Annotated in this window: 16 protein-coding genes and 2 pseudogenes; 5 read left to right on the top strand and 13 right to left on the bottom strand. The window is 41.7% G+C overall.

Translation table 11 applies throughout. The features are described from left to right. Positions 1–14 precede the first annotated feature (14 nt). Positions 15–1472, top strand: coding sequence for a capsule assembly Wzi family protein (locus FTT84_RS02750; RefSeq protein ID WP_180079912.1), 1458 nt, complete (start codon positions 15–17; stop codon positions 1470–1472). A 102-nt stretch (positions 1473–1574) separates the two neighbouring features. On the opposite strand, the gene FTT84_RS02745 is transcribed toward FTT84_RS02750, so the two are convergent. The 9 genes from FTT84_RS02745 to FTT84_RS02705 all read right to left on the bottom strand — a co-directional run bounded on the left by FTT84_RS02745 (position 1575) and on the right by FTT84_RS02705 (position 10622). Further along, complete coding sequence (locus FTT84_RS02745; RefSeq protein WP_180079914.1) at positions 1575–2945, bottom strand: phosphomannomutase CpsG; 1371 nt, start codon at positions 2943–2945, stop codon at positions 1575–1577. Between the two features lie 57 nt (positions 2946–3002). Next, positions 3003–4841, bottom strand: coding sequence for a glutamine--fructose-6-phosphate transaminase (isomerizing) (gene glmS / locus FTT84_RS02740; protein ID WP_180079916.1), 1839 nt, complete (start codon positions 4839–4841; stop codon positions 3003–3005). A 12-nt stretch (positions 4842–4853) separates the two neighbouring features. Further along, entirely contained in the window at positions 4854–6218 is a 1365-nt protein-coding gene (glmU, locus tag FTT84_RS02735) for a bifunctional UDP-N-acetylglucosamine diphosphorylase/glucosamine-1-phosphate N-acetyltransferase GlmU (protein ID WP_180079918.1), read from the bottom strand. 21 nt (positions 6219–6239) lie between these two features. Further along, complete coding sequence (locus tag FTT84_RS02730; RefSeq protein WP_180056358.1) at positions 6240–6716, bottom strand: phosphatidylglycerophosphatase A; 477 nt, start codon at positions 6714–6716, stop codon at positions 6240–6242. Between the two features lie 22 nt (positions 6717–6738). Then, positions 6739–7656: a thiamine-phosphate kinase gene (thiL, locus tag FTT84_RS02725; protein WP_180079920.1), complete on the bottom strand. Its 918-nt coding sequence runs from the start codon at positions 7654–7656 to the stop codon at positions 6739–6741. A gap of 20 nt (positions 7657–7676) precedes the next feature. Then, entirely contained in the window at positions 7677–8126 is a 450-nt protein-coding gene (nusB, locus tag FTT84_RS02720) for a transcription antitermination factor NusB (protein ID WP_067765594.1), read from the bottom strand. A 4-nt stretch (positions 8127–8130) separates the two neighbouring features. Continuing rightward, on the bottom strand, positions 8131–8601 hold the full coding sequence (gene ribE, locus FTT84_RS02715; RefSeq protein ID WP_067765591.1) for a 6,7-dimethyl-8-ribityllumazine synthase: 471 nt from the start codon (positions 8599–8601) through the stop codon (positions 8131–8133). 11 nt (positions 8602–8612) lie between these two features. Continuing rightward, entirely contained in the window at positions 8613–9734 is a 1122-nt protein-coding gene (gene ribBA / locus FTT84_RS02710) for a bifunctional 3,4-dihydroxy-2-butanone-4-phosphate synthase/GTP cyclohydrolase II (protein ID WP_067765588.1), read from the bottom strand. Between the two features lie 333 nt (positions 9735–10067). Beyond that, positions 10068–10622 (bottom strand): TetR/AcrR family transcriptional regulator, encoded by a 555-nt coding sequence (locus tag FTT84_RS02705; protein WP_180079922.1) that lies wholly within the window; start codon positions 10620–10622, stop codon positions 10068–10070. Between the two features lie 152 nt (positions 10623–10774). Between FTT84_RS02705 and FTT84_RS02700 the strand changes: the two genes are divergently transcribed. Both FTT84_RS02700 and FTT84_RS02695 read left to right on the top strand, forming a co-directional pair. Then, positions 10775–11518 (top strand): SDR family oxidoreductase, encoded by a 744-nt coding sequence (locus FTT84_RS02700; RefSeq protein WP_180079925.1) that lies wholly within the window; start codon positions 10775–10777, stop codon positions 11516–11518. 48 nt (positions 11519–11566) lie between these two features. After that, positions 11567–12160 (top strand): 2-hydroxychromene-2-carboxylate isomerase, encoded by a 594-nt coding sequence (locus tag FTT84_RS02695; RefSeq protein WP_180079927.1) that lies wholly within the window; start codon positions 11567–11569, stop codon positions 12158–12160. A 93-nt stretch (positions 12161–12253) separates the two neighbouring features. Here FTT84_RS02695 and FTT84_RS02690 read toward each other — a convergent pair whose 3' ends face one another. Then, entirely contained in the window at positions 12254–13765 is a 1512-nt protein-coding gene (locus FTT84_RS02690; protein ID WP_067765576.1) for an aldehyde dehydrogenase family protein, read from the bottom strand. A 221-nt stretch (positions 13766–13986) separates the two neighbouring features. Between FTT84_RS02690 and FTT84_RS02685 the strand changes: the two genes are divergently transcribed. Beyond that, positions 13987–15171: a transcriptional regulator gene (locus tag FTT84_RS02685; protein WP_067765573.1), complete on the top strand. Its 1185-nt coding sequence runs from the start codon at positions 13987–13989 to the stop codon at positions 15169–15171. Between the two features lie 43 nt (positions 15172–15214). Here FTT84_RS02685 and FTT84_RS02680 read toward each other — a convergent pair whose 3' ends face one another. Next, positions 15215–16177 (bottom strand): alpha/beta hydrolase, encoded by a 963-nt coding sequence (locus tag FTT84_RS02680; protein WP_180079929.1) that lies wholly within the window; start codon positions 16175–16177, stop codon positions 15215–15217. A 245-nt stretch (positions 16178–16422) separates the two neighbouring features. Further along, entirely contained in the window at positions 16423–17634 is a 1212-nt protein-coding gene (locus FTT84_RS02675) for an iron-containing alcohol dehydrogenase (RefSeq protein WP_180079931.1), read from the bottom strand. Positions 17635–18056: 422 nt separating this feature from the next. Between FTT84_RS02675 and FTT84_RS02670 the strand changes: the two are divergent. Beyond that, positions 18057–18446 (top strand): annotated as a pseudogene (locus tag FTT84_RS02670) (NAD-dependent malic enzyme); the annotation flags it as partial. Between the two features lie 17 nt (positions 18447–18463). Here the strand turns inward: FTT84_RS02670 and FTT84_RS02665 are convergent. Next, positions 18464–18563: pseudogene (locus tag FTT84_RS02665) on the bottom strand (IS1 family transposase); the annotation flags it as partial.

Raw genomic sequence — 18563 nt, 5'->3', positions numbered from 1 at the left:
GATTGAAATAATATATGAAATATCAAGCTCTTAGAGTTTTATCATTTGCCATTTTTTCTTCTCTAGCTCTGCCAGTTTACGCTCAAGGGATCATTTTGAATAATAATGATCTACGTACAGATCTAAATTGGCTGAATCAGCAAGGTGTGATCCAAATCAGCACTTCGACTTGGCCATTGAGTGGTGAAGAAATTCAGCGTGCATTATCTACTGCCAAAATTGAAAATAATGCTCAGCAGAAAGTTATCAATTCGGTTAAAGCAAGTTTAGATGCAGAAAATACTCCAATTAAGCTGGCTTTATTTGCTGAAACAGATCCACAAAACATTCCACAAAAATTTGCAGATGAGCAAAAATCGCAATATCAAGCCGCACTTGAATTGAATGCAGGTGGAACGCAGTGGGATGCAAGACTGCGAGTCAATGCTGAAAAAGATCCAATCATTGACCATGGACATGATGTCAATTTAGAAGGTTCTTATATTGCAGGAAAATTGTGGAATCAATGGTTGATTGCGGGACAAATCCCAACCTATTGGGGACCTGGACATGAAGGAAGCCTAATCCGTGGTGATGCAAGCCGCCCAGTTTATGGTTTGACCATGCAGCGTGCTGAACAACAGGCCTTTGAAACAAAGTGGCTGTCATGGATTGGTCCTTGGCAATATCAAGCTTTTGCTGGCCGATTAGATGATTATAAAGCCGTTCCTGATACGAATTTATTAGGCCTACGCTTAACTGCACAGCCATTGCCTTATCTTGAGCTCGGTGCCTCAAGAACTTTTCAAATTGATGGTCAAGGGCAACCAGGTAGCTTAAAAGCATATTGGAATGCTTTTGTTGGGAAAGATAATGGATGTAATGATGGTGTATGTGTTGGTGAAGACAATGCATCGAATCAAATAGCAGGTTTTGATGCGCGCTTGAATCTGAATCATTTTACAGGCATCCCCATGAGTATGTATGCTCAATATGTGGGTGAGGATGAGGCAGGACTTCTACCTTCTAAGAAAATGTATTTGGCTGGAGTTGATTATTCCTCTCAACTGAATAGCATGCCTTATCAAATTTATGCAGAGTGGGCAGATACACGAACCAATGGTGATGCGCTTGGTATTTCTTACGATCATCATATATATACAGATGGCTATTACCAACACGGCTTCCCGTTAGGGCATACCATGGGTGGGGATGGTCAAATGCTAAGTCTCGGTGGAGACATTCGCTTTGATGTTATGAATCGCTTAAATGGACGTGTGTTGATGGCAAAAGTCAATCAGTCTAATTCAAGTACCAATCATGCATTTGCGCAAAAGGATAAAATTAAAGCTTTAGATCTTACTTGGACACATTACTTAAAACCAAATGCGCCATTGAAGCTGAATGGATGGGTGAGTGATTCTGATGTCTATGGTCAAGATGCGGGAGTGTCTATCGGAGTCGAAATTCCATTGGATCGTTCACTATTTTAATCAGTCGTCAGCTTGGATAGAATTTCTTTTGAGTTAAGCTAAAAATAAACCATTCAACTTATTGAATAAGTTGAATGGTTTTTTATTAGCATGCAGAAAAATTTACCCTTGAATCAACTGTGTTAATTCATCGACATAATCTTGCATTGGTTTTGGATTTTGATCTTTTCGACTCTCAATATTTAAGCGCAATAATGGCTCTGTATTTGATGCTCGAACATTGAAGCGCCATGCACCAAAATTTAGACTGACACCATCCGTTTCATCAATCGCAGGATTTTGATCGGCAAAGTGATCAAAAATCTTTTGAATGGTGGCTTGAGTATCCGCGACTTTAAAATTGATTTCACCCGAACAAGGGAACTTTTCAATCATTTCTTCAACCAGTGAAGACAATGTTTGCTGGGTTTCTGAGAGTACAGAAATTGCCAATAACCAAGGAATCATACCACTGTCACAGTAAGCAAAATCACGGAAGTAATGATGCGCTGACATTTCACCGCCATACACTGCATTGTGCTCACGCATTTTTTCTTTAATGTATGAATGCCCTGATTTAGACTGAATCGCTTCACCTTGGTATTGTTCAATCACATCAAAGGTATTCCATACAAGACGTGGGTCATGCACAATTTTTTCACCAGCTTGCTTGAGTAAAAATGCTTGAGCTAAGAGTCCAACAATATAATAGCCTTCAATAAATTGACCTTTCTCATCAAACAGGAAACAGCGGTCAAAGTCACCATCCCAAGCAATGCCCATATCCGCAGCATGTTCAAGCACTGCATTTTGAGTACTGTCACGATTTTCAACTAAAATTGGGTTGGGAATACCATTAGGGAAAGTACCATCGGCATCATTGTAAATTTTGACAAATTCAACAGGCATATTGAGCTGTTTAAATTTTGCTTCAATGGCATCAACCACATGGCCCGCAGCACCATTACCAGCATTCATGACTAATTTGAGTGGGCGAATTTTGGCAGGATCAATATAAGACATTAAATGATCAATATATTCAGGAAGAATATTGTATTTTTCAGTTTTGCCTTTTGTGGTAACTTCATTAAAGTTGCCTGATTCAGCCAATAAACGAATTTCTTTTAACCCTGAATCCGCTCCAATCGGACGTGCATTTTCACGGACCAATTTCATGCCGTTATAGTCCATCGGGTTGTGGCTTGCCGTGATTTCGATCCCACCTTGAACATCTAGATGAAAGGCACCGAAATAGACTTCTTCAGTCCCCGTCATACCTAAATCTAATACATCAACACCCGCATCATTCAGACCTTTGATGGTGGCTTGTTTTAAATCTTCACTGCTTAAGCGGATGTCGCAGCCAACCACAATTTTTTTAGGTTGATAAATTTGCCCATAAGCGCGACCGATTTTATAAGCAATCTCTTCATTGAGTTCTGTACCGAGTTTGCCGCGGATATCATAGGCTTTAAAACAAGTTAGCATTGTCATGTTTATTTCCAACTATAGAAAAAAGGGCTGGAAATTCCAGCCCTTGATCAAAAATTATTATTCCACCGTCACTGACTTCGCCAAGTTACGTGGCTGATCGACATCAGTTCCACGCAGCACGGCAACATGGTATGAGAGTAATTGCACGGGTACGCTGTATACGATTGGTGACAATATTTCATTCACACTTGGCACATAAACCACGTGTTGACGATCTTTCGCTTTGATGCCGCTGTTTTCATCTGCAAAAACAAACAACTCACCACCACGCGCTTGCACTTCTTCCATATTCGATTTGAGTTTATCCAACATGTCATCTTGTGGAGCAAGAATCACCACAGGCATATCATTATCAACCAGTGCCAATGGACCATGTTTTAACTCACCAGCCGCATAGCCTTCAGCATGGATGTATGAAATCTCTTTAAGTTTCAAAGCACCTTCAAGGGCGATAGGGAACTCAGTTCCACGACCTAAGAATAAGCAGTGATTCTTTTCAACAAATAGCTCAGATAAACGCAAAATTTCTGCGTTATTTTGCAGTGTGTCTAAAATCACTTTTGGTGTGTGCCAAAGTTCAGCAATAATTTCAGAAATACGGTCAGATGAAATGGTTTGCTTAATTTGACCAATTTTCAATACCAACAGCATGAGTGCTGCAAGTTGAGTGGTAAATGCTTTGGTCGAAGCGACACCAATTTCAGGACCAGCAAGTGTTAATAAGCTGTAGTTGGTTTCACGTACCATTGAAGACGTCGCAACGTTACAAATGGTCATGGTGGTAATGTCTAAACCCTTAGCGCCAGCACGCTTTTGTGTATCACGCAGTGCAGCAAGCGTATCGGCAGTTTCACCAGATTGAGAAATACACACATACAGGGTGTTATTCACAATCACAGGCGAGCGATAACGGAACTCACTGGCAATTTCAACTTGGCAAGGTACGTCAATGAGTTGCTCAAACCAATATTTGGCAATCATACCAGCATGGTAACTGGTGCCGCAGGCAATGATTTGCACTTGCTGAATTTTAGTAAAAGCATCAGTCGCATTGATTAAGAAATCATCACGTAGTGCATTGCCATTTAATGCCTGAGAGATCGTTTGCTTAATCGCTTCAGGTTGCTCATAAATTTCTTTGAGCATGTAATGCTTGTATTCACCTTTCGATGCGTTACTTACCGTTGCATCTAGCTCTTTAATTGGGCGGTTCACGAGTTGACCATCAACAAATACTTCAATGGTATTACGGGTTAAACGCGCAATATCACCTTCTTCAAGGTAAATGAAGCGATTGGTAATTGGAAGTAGTGCCAATTGGTCAGAGCTAATAAAGTTTTCACCAATACCTACACCAATCACAAGTGGTGAACCTTCACGTACTGTGATTAATTCATCAGGATGATCTGTGTGTACGATACCCAGTGCATAAGCACCTTTGAGTTGAGGAACAACTTGCTTTACCGCTTCCAATAAACTTGGCGTACTTTTTAGGGCATCATTGACTAAATGTGCAACAACTTCGGTATCGGTTTGTGAGGTAAATACATAGCCTAAAGCTTCAAGATCATCTTTAAGCTCTTGATAGTTTTCAATAATACCGTTATGCACAACAGCAACTGTGCCAGAAATATGTGGATGGGCATTATTCTCTGTTGGCTTGCCATGGGTTGCCCAGCGCGTATGTGCAATCCCGACAGAACCTGTAATGTCAGCTTCTTCTACAGCTTGCTCTAAATTTGCAACTTTACCAACACGACGTTCGCGAAGGACGTGACCTTTATTGATCAGTGCTAATCCTGCTGAATCATAACCACGGTATTCAAGGCGTTTTAAACCTTCTACTAAAATATTGGTAATACTACGTTCTGCAACGCCACCGACGATACCACACATAATTTTATCCTCTTATTTCTTCAATTTTTGGGGACGTTGATAGTTTTCTTTGGCAAATTGCTTAGAACGTTCTACCGCAAGGCTATTGTCTGCCACGTCACGTGTAATGGTTGAGCCAGCACCCACTGTTGCACCATGACCAATGGTGACAGGAGCGACTAATGAGCTATTTGAGCCGATGAAGGCTGAGTCACCGATAATGGTTTTAAATTTGTTTGCGCCATCATAGTTGCAGGTAATGGTGCCTGCACCAATATTTGAGCCAGCACCCACTTCAGCATCACCTAAGTAGGTGAAGTGATTGGCTTTAGAGCCTAAGCCAATGCTTGAATTTTTTACTTCAACAAAATTACCAATATGTACTTCTGCAGCTAATTTTGCGCCTGGGCGTAAACGTGCAAATGGACCGATTTGAGCTTCTTCACCAACAATGGCGCTGTCAAAAACGCTATATGGTTGAACTTTAGTGCCTGCTGCAATCTTCGTGTTTTTAATCACACAACCTGCACCGATTTCGACATTGTCACCGAGCTCACAATTACCTTCAATGATCACATTAATGTCAATGCGAACATCTTGACCGGCTTTTAATGTGCCACGTAAGTCAAAACGAGCAGGGTCGATGAGGTGAACGCCTTGTTGCATCAGTTGTTTGGCTTGAAAATTTTGAAATTCACGCTCTAATGCCGCTAATTGTACGCGGTCATTCACACCTTCGACTTCGAATGCACGCTCTGGTTCTACAGATGCAACTTCGAGACCGTCAGCAATCGCCATGGCAACGATATCTGTCAGGTAATATTCACCTTGCGCATTATTATTGCTCAATTTTGGCAGCCATTCATGCAATTTGGCATTGCTCACTGCATAAATACCGGTATTAAATTCTTTGATTTTACGTTGTTCTTCAGAAGCATCTTTATGTTCAACAATGGCTTGAATCTTACCATTTTCACGCACAATGCGCCCGTAACCTGTCGCATCAGCAACCGTTAGAGTTACTAAGCCAATACCTGTTTGAGTAGATGCATTGAGTAGTTTTTGTAACGTATCTTCACTAATGCATGGGACATCACCAGATAAAATCAGTGATACACCTGTTTTAGCCAAAACGGGCAGGGTTACTTTCACTGCGTGACCTGTTCCCAATTGTTCAGCTTGTTCAACCCATTTTATATTTTCATGGGCAAATGCTTTTTGTACTTGATCACCGCCATGCCCATAGATGGTAATTATTTCTGCTGCTTGTAGTTTTTTTGCAGTGTGAATGACATGGCCGAGTAAAGGTTGTCCTGCAAGTGGTTGTAATACTTTGGGTAAATTTGAACGCATGCGTGTTCCTTTACCTGCAGCAAGAATAATAACGCTCGTAGACATTTTAAATCCTAGGTGTTTCTATTACATAGACAAAATATAAAAATAAATACAGATGCAAAGCGCAGCCCAAAGGCCCGCAATAATATCGTCAAACATGATGCCAAAACCGCCACCCACTTGACGATCAATGACACGAATAGGCCAAGGCTTCCATACATCGAATAAACGGAATAGGGCAAAACCAATCAGTGCCCAAGTCCAGTTCATTTGTCCGAGGTATAAAACGGGAAGGAAAGTAATAGACTGTCCTGCAAACTCGTCCCAGACAATGCGCCCATCGTCATGCACGCCCATCACTTTCGCGGTTTGACCACAAATAAATATGCCGACAATTGACATGATGATCATGACAATAATGGAGTTGATAAATCCAATTGCAAGCCAACCAGGAATAAACAATAAAGCAAACGCAGAGCCAAATGTTCCCGGTGCTTTGGGAGCAAGACCAGAACCAAAGCCCACGCCACAGAATGCGATTATTCTGTTGGCCCAAGACATTTGTTTGAAGTTAATGGCTGGTTTATGCAAAATGCTGATATCCCTGAAATTTTAGTATATGGTCAGTGCCGTAGTTTTTGTAACGCAGCCCGAGTGGCTCAGTAATTTGACCAATTTTATGAATGTTTACATCTAATTCTAGTTGCAGAAGTTTTTGATAATTCTGCGGGCTTATTGTAAAGCATAACTCATAGTCATCACCACCCGCGAGTGCATACTGCCATTGGGATTCTTGTTGTAATTGTTTTACATGGTCGTCGATAGGAAGTTGATCTAACTCGATTTCTGCACCCACTTTAGAGGCATGCAAAATATGTCCTAAGTCCTGAGCCAAGCCGTCAGAGACATCGATCATGCTATGAGCTAAGCCTTTGAGCTGTTGACCAAGTTGGCAACGTGGTGTTGGATAATCTAAACGCTTTTGCAGTGGGTGTCCTAAATGCTGTAATCCATATGCAGCATCGCCAACTTGTCCGCTGACACAAATGAAATCACCAACTTGAGCGCCTGAGCGGGTTACTGCTTTGCCTATATCGACCCAGCCTAATGCTGTGACTGAAATCGTCAGATGAGGACTTTGAGTGGTATCCCCACCGATTAAACTCACACCAAATTGATCGCAACAATCATATAAACCCTGACTAAAGCCTTTGAGCCATTCATGATCAATTTGGGGTAGGCTTAATGCCAGTAAAATACTATGCGGTTTGGCGCCCATTGCAGCAATGTCAGAAAGGTTGACGGCTACAGATTTCCAGCCAATAGCATGTGGGTTGGTGTCGAGAGGAAAATGACGTCCAGCAACGAGCGTATCGGCACAGATGACCAATTGTTGCTGTGGAGGAGGGGTGAGCAAGGCTGAGTCATCACCGACCCCTAAATCGACAGCACTGCTGCTGTGACGATTAAAATAGGTATCAATGATAGAGAACTCAGCCATACAACGTACTACTTAATAAATTAATTAGCTTGTTGCTTTTCTGCTGCACGCAATGTAGTCGCTAAACGATCCAATACACCATTGATGTACTTATGGCTGTCTGCACCGCCAAAATGTTTAGCTAACTCGATCGCTTCATCGAGTACGACACGGTAAGGAATCTCAAGGTGTTCTTTGAGTTCATACGCGCCTAAACGAAGGGTTGCAAGTTCAACGCCATCTAAGGCTTCAACTTCGCGATCGAGTACAGGGATTAAAAGCGCATCCAATGCTTCATGATTGGCAACAACCTCGGTCAATAACTCGTGGTAATAGCCGAGATCTACCTTGTGCATGGCATTTTCCACACGCGTACGTGCTTCAATCTCATGCACAGGATTGCGGCTCATTTGCCATTCATAAATTCCTTGTACAGCAAAGCGACGTGCTTTACGTTTTGCTGCATAAGTTGCTTGAAGTGTTTGCGACATAGCGTTAAATAGCCTTTAACAAGTTAACCATTTCAATAGCAGTCAAGGCAGCTTCACTACCTTTATTACCTGCTTTTGTACCCGAGCGTTCAATCGCTTGTTCAATACTATCCGTAGTCAATACACCATTAATTACTGGTAAGCCAGTGTCTAGACCAACAACGCCTAAACCTTTGGCACATTCGCCAGCAACAAAATCGAAGTGAGGCGTGCTACCACGAATCACTGCGCCAAGCGCGATGATGGCATCGAAACGATCTGAAGCTGCAAGTTTCTTTGCAACCACTGGAAGTTCCCAAGCACCTGGTGCATGAACAACAGTGATATTATCCTCTGATACGCCATGACGTTTCAATGTATCAACGGCACCTTCTAGCAAATGTTCAACAACAAAGCTATTAAAACGACCAACTAAAATCGCATAACGGTCTTCGTTCGCGAGATGTAACATACCTTCAATACGGCGAACTGCCATAGCAACCTCGATTATTTCTCTGATGTTTGATTTGCGGTGATGTATTCCACCACTTCTAAGTTAAAACCTGATAATGCATTAAAACGTAATGGCGAGCTAAGAAGCTTCATTTTTTCAACGCCTAAATCACGTAAAATTTGTGCGCCGACACCAATGGTTTGATACTGCTGAGACAGTGCCGCATTGGATTTAACATTTTTCGGTGCAGTTAAATTTTCTAAAGCAGGGCCTAAGTCCTGTAAATGACGCTGACCAATCCACACTAAAACACCACGATCGCTGGATGCGATTTCTTTGAGTGCTTTATCGAGATTCCACGCCGGAGCGCCATCTTGTTTATTCAGTTTTAATAAGTCACGAACTGGGCTGAAACCATGCACACGAACTGTGGTTACCCCTTGTTTCGGTTCGCCTTTAACCAGTGCTAAATGAATATCTGGATTACCAATTTCACGGTAACGGAACAATTCAAATGTACCGTATTCTGTATCTAGTGTTTGCTGGTCTAGACGTTCAACCGTTTGTTCATTGGTCATTCGGTAGTGAATCAGATCTGCAATGGTCCCCATTTTTAAGCCATGCTTTTCAGCAAACACTTCAAGGTCTGGGCGACGCGCCATAGTGCCGTCTTCATTGATGATTTCACAAATCACAGATGCGGGTTCTAGGCCGGCTAAACGCGATAAATCACAGCCTGCTTCAGTATGACCTGCACGGTGTAGTACACCACCTGGCTGCGCCATAAGCGGGAAAATATGGCCTGGCTGAACAATATCAGCGGGTTTTGCATGTGCTGCTACAGCAGTTTGAATGGTATGTGCACGTTCAGCAGGAGAAATACCAGTTGAAATGCCATTTGCTGCTTCAATCGATAATGTGAAGTTTGTACCGTGCTGTGCACCGTTTGCATCGACCATTAAAGGTAAATTTAACTGCTGGCAACGCTCTTTACTTAAGGTTAAGCACACAAGACCACGCGCATGCGTAATCATGAAGTTGATATCTTCAGGGCGTACGTGGGTCGCAGCGATGACAAGGTCGCCTTCATTTTCACGATCTTCATCATCCATCAGGATGACCATTTTACCTGCACGAATATCAGCTACGAGCTCTTCAACAGTATTGAGCGGCATCAATCTTCACCTTTTTGTTTGTCTCGAATGACATTTACTTGCATTGATTGTTGCATAGTCTAACGTTTTTTTGCGTCCTTTGCCTATGCTTATGAGTTTCCTTTACTGGCTCATTGTTATACACAGTCGTCAGAACCTTGAAAAGAGGACTTTATTTGAATTGTGCCATTTATGCTGAATCTTTAAACACTTGAAAAGCATAAAAATGGGTAAGCTTATACAGATTTTAAATAATTCAAATGAAAGAGATGAGCAGTCTGTCGGAAAACTATCGGTCTTTAACTCCATGAACTGTCACATAAAAATCAATCACGTTGATGCAGTCACATGACTCTATAAATATTGCCGAATCATCATCTTATTGGCGTCTAAAATGTTTTTTTGCAAATGTGGATCAGTAGCTGCTCGCGCAATTAAAATTGCACCAGCAAGTTGGCAGATTATGGTCCAAGCGAGTTCTTCGCTACCGAGATGCTGACTAAATAAAGCGTGACCACGCAGTAATTCAGTTTCATATACCAACTTAGTGTCCTGATCTGCACGCGCTACTTCACTCGCAAGCGTGGGGAGTGAACAACCTTGCTCGGGATGCTGAACATGTACAGGGGTTAAATAGCGGTCAAGCTCAAATTCAATCCAATCCTGCGCATTATCATGTGGATTGTTTTGCCACATATCAAAACTGTGTTGTAACTCATGTTCAATTAAGGCTTTAAGTAGCTCTTGTTTAGACGAAAAATGTGAGTAAAAGGCACCACTGGTGACGCCGGCGGCTTTCATGAATCCATCCACACCTGTTGCGGCAAAGCCGTCTTTTTTCGCAATTTGTCCGCTGATGGTTAAAAGTTCTTGGCGTTTTTTTTGTTTGTATTCGGGTTTGTAGCGCATCTGCAACACCCTTGAAAATAAGATTGACGATAAATTAACCATAACATAGTATTCGTTATAGTAACGATCGTTATTTAATAATGTGTGGTTTAAAACCGACGCTTAAATAAAATGAGCATGGAATAAAAATAAAACAGCAATGGAGTGAGACTATGCAACAACTCAATCGGACTTCGTCAAAAGTCGCTTTAGTGATTGGTGCAGGTGATGCAACTGGTGGTGAAATAGCCAAGCGTTTTGCCCGAGAGGGTTATATTGCCTGTATGACACGACGAAATGCAGACAAATTACAGCCTTTAATTGATGAGATTGAACAACTCGGTGGCAAAGCCTATGGTTTTGCTTCTGATGCACGTAAAGAAGAACAAGTCATTGAGTTGGTGGAGCAAATAGAGTCCAGTATTGGTGCTATTGAGGTGATGGTCTTTAATATCGGTGCCAATGTGCCATGTAGTATTTTGGAAGAAACCGCACGTAAATATTTTAAGATTTGGGAAATGGCATGTTTCTCGGCATTTTTAACTGGTCGGGAAGTGGCGAAGCGCATGGTGAGCCGTGAATCTGGCACAATTATTTTTACGGGTGCGACGGCTGGGGTTCGCGGTGCCGCAGGCTTTGCTGCTTTTGCTGGCGCAAAACATGCGCTTCGTGCCTTGGCACAAAGCATGGCACGTGAACTTGGACCAAGAAATATTCATGTGGCACATGTAGTGGTTGATGGTGCAATTGATACCGATTTTATCAAAGATACATTCCCTGATCTTTATGCTAAAAAAGAGCAAGATGGTATTTTAAATCCAGTACATATTGCGGAAAATTATTGGCATCTCTCACAGCAACCACGGGATGCATGGACGCATGAATTAGATTTGCGACCATGGATGGAACATTGGTAAGCACTGATTTAAAAATATTAGGAAAATAAGCAAAAAAGGACGAAAAAAATGAAAGTAATCGAGTTTTATTTTGATGTTGGCAGTCCATATAGCTACATCGGATTTCACCGTATTCAGCACATTGCTGAGCAATATCAGGCAGAGATTATCTGGAAACCGATGTTATTGGGTGGGGTGTTTAAAGCTACTGGCAACAGTAGTCCGATGGCTGTGCCTGCAAAGGCACGCTATTCCATGCGGGATCTTAAGCGCTGGTCAGATCTATGGCAGATTCCCGTGCAAATGAATCCGTATTTTCCAATCAATACTTTGCAGTTGATGCGTTTGATAACCGCAGTCCAGTTATTTCAGCCTGAAGCATTTCTCAATGTGCTGACGGGTATTTTTAACGCGATGTTTGGTCAGCCACGCAATTTAAATGATCTCAATGAATTAATTCAATTGATGCAAGAGCTTGGATTGGATGAAGTGCAGGTTAAATCATGGCTTGAGGATGAAAAAGTAAAGTCTGAGCTTAAAGTTATTACCGAAGAAGCTATTGAACGTGGTGTGTTTGGGGCGCCAAGTTGGTTTGTCGATGATGAATTGTATTGGGGTGTCGATCATTTACATTTTGTTGAGCATGCCTTGTCTGCAAAATGAATGACCCAGCGCAGCAAATTGTTCATTCAATTTAAACGTAGTTCTAATAAAAAAGCGAACCGAAGTTCGCTTTTTGTTTTTCAATATTCAGACTTAGAAGAATCCCATTGGCTTGGTGTCATAGCTCACCAACAAGTTTTTGGTTTGTTGATAATGATCAAGCATCATTTTGTGGTTTTCACGGCCAATACCTGATTTTTTATAACCGCCAAATGCTGCATGGGCAGGGTAAATGTGGTAGCAGTTGGTCCAAACACGGCCCGCCTGAATCGCACGGCCTGCACGGTAAGAAGTATGCGCTGAACGTGACCAAACACCTGCACCTAGACCATAAATGGTGTCATTGGCAATTTTAATGGCATCATCAAAGTCTTTAAAGGTTGCTACTGAAAGCACAGGGCCGAAGATTTCTTCTTGGAAAATCTTCATGTCATTGGTGCCTTTGAAAATGGTTGGTTCAATATAGAAACCTGTACCGACTTCATTGCGTGGATCACCACCAGTAATGAGCTGTGCACCTTCATTTTTACCTGTAGCGATACAGCCTAAAATTTTGTCTTGCTGCTCTTGCGATGCCTGTGCACCAATCATGGTGTCTGTATCAAGTGGATGACCCGTCTTAATACGTTTCACACGCTCTACTGCCATTTCCAAGAATCGATCTGCAATGCTTTCTTGTACCAACGCACGTGAAGGACATGTGCAAATTTCACCTTGGTTGAGCGCAAACATGGCAAAACCTTCGAGTGTTTTATCTAAGAATTCATCGTCTTTGTCCATGATGTCTTCAAAGAAAATGTTCGGTGATTTACCACCGAGTTCCAATGTCACAGGAATGATATTTTCAGTGGCATATTGCATGATCATTTGTCCCACAGCGGTTGAACCGGTGAAAGCAATTTTGGCAATACGTGGATTCGTCGCCAATGGACGACCAACTTCTACACCATAACCATTGACGATGTTGAGTACGCCTGGTGGTAGAATATCTTGAATTAATTCAGCTAAAACTAAAATACTCACCGGTGTTTGTTCTGCAGGTTTCAATACAATACAGTTACCTGCAGCAAGAGCCGGTGCAAGTTTCCATGCAGCCATCAAGATAGGGAAGTTCCATGGAATGATTTGCCCAACCACACCCAACGGCTCGTGAAAATGGTAAGCAATGGTATTTTCATCAATTTCAGAAATACCACCTTCTTGTGCACGGATACAGCCTGCAAAATAACGGAAATGATCAATACACAGTGGAATATCTGCAGCTAGAGTTTCACGGATCGGTTTACCGTTGTCCCATGTTTCAGCCACTGCCAGAAGCTCAAGATTCTCTTCTAAACGATCAGCGATTTTTAACAAAATATTGGAACGCGTGGTTGGTGAAGATGCATTCCACTGCGCTTTTGCTTTGTGCGCAGCATCGAGAGCCAATTCAATGTCTTCAGCTGATGAACGTGGCACTTTGGTAAAGACTTTACCATCTACAGGGGAGATATTTTCAAAGTATTCGCCTTTGACAGGTGCGACCCATTCGCCACCAATCAGGTTTTCATACTGAGCTTTAAACTGAACTTTTGAACCGGGTTGATTAGGATCGACATAACGCATATAAATCTTCCTTTGCTTGTTTATTATGATCTGGTCTTGCTGCTTTACCTTAGCTGTCTACAGCTTTGGTATAAGGTACTTTTGTACATTATTTGATTAGCATAGCTTGTATAAGGTTGGAAAAAGGTTGGAGACAAGAAGGTTTACAATATTTTTTTCAGCCCTTAAAACAAAAGCCGTTAAAATGGATTTTCAGTCATGAATTGTTGTGAGAATAATGAATGATGATGCAGCAGGATTTATTAGAAAAACGACAGAATATTGAACGGTTAAGGCAGCGAACCAGTCTGTCTAAGCAGCAAAATTCGCAGCTCAATGAGAGTATTGCGAGCTCTTGGCAACGCTCTGCACAGGCGGAAATTCCTGAGCATCGTGTTGCTGCGCCTTTACTTCCAATTCCTTCAAATTCGCAACCAACGGCCTTACAGCATGCCTTACAGCATTGCGCTGATGAGTTGAAACATATTGCCCAGCAGTCTTCGATGGTGCTTGCAGTGGGTGATGTGGGCAGTACCATTATTTGGAGTGCTTCAAGCCGGCAAATGCAAAGCGCTGCTGAAAGCGTACATTTTATTGCAGGTGGGCAGTGGCGAGAAGAATTGGTCGGCACAAATGCGCTGGCATTGACACTTAAAACACAGCAATCGAGCTGCGTATTTTCCAATGAGCATTACATGCCTTCGGTACATGATTGGGTTTGTTATGCTGCCCCAATTATTGATCCGCATACCCGACAAATTTTGGGGGTCATTGATTTATCAACAGTGTGGAAAAACCATAATAGTCTGGGTTTATTGGCCGCAGAACGTTGTGCTTCGATTATTCAATCAGCGTTATTAGAGTTTCAAAAGCAGCATTTATATATACGAGCATTTTCAGTGCCGCAAGTGCTCTTTAATGGCAAGGTGATGGTACTGACGCCGCGTCAGATTGAAATACTCACGATTTTAGCGTTGTGCCCGCAAGGCATGACTTTGGATACATTGCATCAAGCTTTATATGGCGAACGCAAAGTCAGTATCGGTACTTTAAAGGCTGAAATGTCGCAGTTGCGCGATATTTTGGGTGGTATGTTAGGTTCACGACCATATCGCTTATTGGCGCAAGTGGAAGCCGATTTTTTGCAAGCTGAACAGGCACTCGATGCTGGTTATCTCGATTCGGCCTTAAAACTGTGTTCAGGTATCTTCTTGGCGAAAACTGAAAGCCCATTTTTATGTGCATGGCGAGATTGTTTGGAATCACGTCTGAGTCAGGCGATTTTTAATGCCAAAGAAACCGATGTGCTGTTAAAACATGTGGCACGTTTCCCTGAGGCGATTGATGCTGTTGAGCGTTTAATTGAGTTGATGCCGGGCAATCATCCAATTCATCAAACTTTATTAAAATTTAAACAGCATCCATAGCTTATTCATTTGTGAAACATTCGTTATTTAAGCGTTGATTGGTCTATAAACCTTTACTGTTCAGCCATTGGAATAAATTGTGATAAACCTGTTCGCGTGCTGATTTCTCAGAAAGGACCAAGTCATGTAAACCATTTTGGATACTTTGAATAGTTACATCGCCCTGAATTTTTTTGGCATATTTTTGAATGTCTTTTACCCCTAAAATCACATCACTGCTTTGAGCCGCTTTGCCCCATTTTTTGGGATTTTTAGTTTGATGTGAATGCATCACTAATACCGGTACATCAATCGTCACACCTTGATGAATTTCCTTTTGAGCTTCATAAATACTGCGGACGAAACTGATGTATACCATTGGGTAGCGTGTTTTTTTCCAGTCTAAATTAAAGTCCCACTCACCTTTTAAATCTTGATGTAGGCTCGCCGTATACCATTTATTCAGCTCACTTGGGAATTTTAAATTTGGAAAAGTCTTTGCCAATTTACTGAGCTGTGGAATACCCAGCGCACGCTTAATCGGATTCATATTAAAGTCATAAAATGGGCTGTTACACCACAAGGCTTTAATTAGAGGATGATTGGGATGATGGGCTGCATATAAGGTCGTGGTGAGGCCACCTGTGGAATGACCGCAGAGCAGTAAGGCATCGTGACCTTCAGCGGAGATAATCTCAAGGGCCTGGTCAATTTCAGCATCGTACTCGGAGAGGTTGTGCACATTATAATATTTTTGATGCGGTAGAATTGATCGTCCATACTTTCTTAAATCTAGTGCGTAAAAGTCGAAGCCATGCTGATTAAATTGTTCGGCCATTTCGGTTTGGAAAAAATAATCAATAAAGCCATGAATATACAGAACGGCTTTAGATGTGGACTTTGCTGCTTTTTTTCGAACTAATGTGGCAACAACAGCACCTTCGTAATCATCCGGAAAATGAAGTGTGGTTTGTTCATAGCCCGTGCCTAAAATGTCGGGTTGATAGTGCACTGCTGAATGCGTCATTTTTATAGTGTTCCATGTTCTTGAATTTATACTTTATCCTTGATGAGACATGGCATTTTGTCAAATTAAATAATGAAGGTAGGTGGAATAATTTAGAAAGAGAAAAAGAACAACCTGAGCATGAAAGTGACCCGTCCTTGGTCAGCCTTTCCTGAATGAATGTGAAATGGATACTCAGTTGAGCCTGCAAAAGCTGAGATTTTGCAGGCACTCAGGTTGCTAGCATGAAGCAAGAAATATAGAACTTAAATAGCTGCTTTGAAGTCAACAACAGATGCACTTGGTTTTAATGCTGCTTTAAAGATATCGACCACTTGAGCATGAGTCGCTTTACGTGGGTTGGTCAGCATGCAGGCATCTTTTTGTGCATTTTCAGACATTACGCTTAAGTCTTGTTCTTTCACACCGAGTTCAGACAGACTTGATGGAATACCAATGGATGCTGAAAGTTCACGAATTGCTGCAATTGCTGCATAGGCTGCTTCAGTCACAGTAAGACCATCAGTTGGAACACCCATCAACTGTGCAATACGTGCATAACGATCAGGGCAAGCGATCAAGTTGAATTCACAAACGTGCGGTAATAGTACGGCATTACACACACCATGAGGTAGGTTGTAGAAGCCACCCAGTTGGTGTGCCATTGCGTGAACATAACCAAGAGACGCATTGTTAAATGCCATCCCTGCAAGATACTGTGCATAGCTCATCGCATCACGCGCTTCTAGGTTTTCACCATTGGCTACCGCAGGACTTAACCATTCGCTAATCATTGAAATAGCTTTTTCTGCGCACGCATCGGTAATTGGGTTTGCAGCAGTTGATACATAAGCTTCAATGGCATGCGTTAAGGCATCCATACCAGTTGCAGCAGTTAATGCCGCAGGTTTAGCAATCATGAGTTTTGGATCATCAATTGCGATGAGTGGTGTGCAACGCCAATCGACAATGGCCATTTTTACATGGGTTTCAGTATTGGTAATGATACAGAAGCGGGTCATTTCAGATGCTGTACCAGCAGTGGTATTAATCGCAATCAGCGGAGTCATTGGCACTGTACTTTTATCAATGCCTTCATAATCACGAATATGCCCACCACCTGCAGTCACTAAACCAATGCCTTTGGCACAGTCGTGTGAAGAGCCACCACCGAGAGAAACAATAAAATCACAGCCGTTGCTGTTATAAGCGTCAACACCACTGTGTACGTTCGTATCCGTTGGGTTAGGTTCTGCGCCTGGGAAAATGTGACAGTCAACGCCAGCTTCTTTTAAGTAGCCAGCAATTGTGTCTGCCACGCCAAATTTAAATAATCCAGCATCGGTAACGATGAGTGCTTTTTTTGCACCTAAATTTTGAGCCTTGGCACCAATCTCTTTGGCACAGCCTGGGCCAAAAAGTGAAACGCAAGGGATGTAAAAACCGTTTGTTTGATCTGCAATATTTTTAAAAGCCATGGTGCGATTCCTTCTACCATCATTTTGAGTTGTTATGGGTGATACTCACCTGAAATGAGTATTGCGAGGGCACGCAAAGAATGACACCTACCAAAGACCTACCAAATTTATGGATTTGTATTAACACCTATTAAGTTTTTGATTTTATACTTTATTTATAAAAATAATATTGAACGATATTCGCTAAAAGTCGTAGTCATTCTGCGTCATTTGAATCAAAAGATTAAAATAAATGTGTTTGAAATTGGTATGAATCGCTTTGGTCTTATCAGATTATAAAATCTTGCTTAAAGTAGTATCAATTTACTAAATGCCCCAAAGAGCCCAAATCAGGATAGGCTATACAAAACAAAGAGATTCAGAACCGTTAAATCTTGTGCTGAAGACATTCAGCGAGAAAGATTAATTAAATGAGTTAAATAATGCCCAGTCAAAATGTAAATACCAAACGTCCTTTATATATTCCTTATGCAGGGAACACACTTTTAGAACTCCCACTTTTAAATAAAGGTTCTGCATTCACTGAAGATGAACGTAAGAGCTTTAATCTACACGGTTTAATTCCTCATGTAACAGAGTCCATTGAAGAACAAAGTCAGCGTTCTTATCAGCAATATTGTGCTTTTAATAGTGACATCAATAAGCACATTTATCTGCGCAATATTCAAGATACCAATGAAACGCTGTTTTATCATTTAATTGAAAATCACCTCAGTGAAATGATGCCGATCATCTATACCCCAACGGTAGGTGAGGCATGTCAGCGTTTCTCGGATATTTATCGTCGTCATCGCGGGATTTTGGTGGTGTTTCAAAAAGTATGCTGACATTAAATGAAACCATTATTGATGTAAAAAAAGGTTAAGTCGAAGGCTTTAAAATGGTTTTCAATCTTTTTGGAGAAATTACAACTCTTTCTAAAACCGCGC

Origin of the sequence: Acinetobacter sp. YH01019 (assembly GCF_013420285.1) — a bacterium.
GTDB lineage: Bacteria > Pseudomonadota > Gammaproteobacteria > Pseudomonadales > Moraxellaceae > Acinetobacter > Acinetobacter gandensis.
The sequence above is the reverse complement of the archived record's forward strand: the minus strand, read 5'-3'. Positions and strand labels throughout refer to the sequence as shown.

Coding starts and splice junctions, on each gene's coding strand:
- FTT84_RS02750 (WP_180079912.1), top strand. CDS start 15: ATGAAATATCAAGCTCTTAGAGTTTTATCATTTGCCATTTTTTCTTCT.
- FTT84_RS02745 (WP_180079914.1), bottom strand. CDS start 2,945: ATGACAATGCTAACTTGTTTTAAAGCCTATGATATCCGCGGCAAACTC.
- glmS (WP_180079916.1), bottom strand. CDS start 4,841: ATGTGTGGTATCGTCGGTGGCGTTGCAGAACGTAGTATTACCAATATT.
- glmU (WP_180079918.1), bottom strand. CDS start 6,218: ATGTCTACGAGCGTTATTATTCTTGCTGCAGGTAAAGGAACACGCATG.
- FTT84_RS02730 (WP_180056358.1), bottom strand. CDS start 6,716: ATGTCTTGGGCCAACAGAATAATCGCATTCTGTGGCGTGGGCTTTGGT.
- thiL (WP_180079920.1), bottom strand. CDS start 7,656: ATGGCTGAGTTCTCTATCATTGATACCTATTTTAATCGTCACAGCAGC.
- nusB (WP_067765594.1), bottom strand. CDS start 8,126: ATGTCGCAAACACTTCAAGCAACTTATGCAGCAAAACGTAAAGCACGT.
- ribE (WP_067765591.1), bottom strand. CDS start 8,601: ATGGCAGTTCGCCGTATTGAAGGTATGTTACATCTCGCGAACGAAGAC.
- ribBA (WP_067765588.1), bottom strand. CDS start 9,734: ATGCCGCTCAATACTGTTGAAGAGCTCGTAGCTGATATTCGTGCAGGT.
- FTT84_RS02705 (WP_180079922.1), bottom strand. CDS start 10,622: ATGCGCTACAAACCCGAATACAAACAAAAAAAACGCCAAGAACTTTTA.
- FTT84_RS02700 (WP_180079925.1), top strand. CDS start 10,775: ATGCAACAACTCAATCGGACTTCGTCAAAAGTCGCTTTAGTGATTGGT.
- FTT84_RS02695 (WP_180079927.1), top strand. CDS start 11,567: ATGAAAGTAATCGAGTTTTATTTTGATGTTGGCAGTCCATATAGCTAC.
- FTT84_RS02690 (WP_067765576.1), bottom strand. CDS start 13,765: ATGCGTTATGTCGATCCTAATCAACCCGGTTCAAAAGTTCAGTTTAAA.
- FTT84_RS02685 (WP_067765573.1), top strand. CDS start 13,987: ATGATGATGCAGCAGGATTTATTAGAAAAACGACAGAATATTGAACGG.
- FTT84_RS02680 (WP_180079929.1), bottom strand. CDS start 16,177: ATGACGCATTCAGCAGTGCACTATCAACCCGACATTTTAGGCACGGGC.
- FTT84_RS02675 (WP_180079931.1), bottom strand. CDS start 17,634: ATGGCTTTTAAAAATATTGCAGATCAAACAAACGGTTTTTACATCCCT.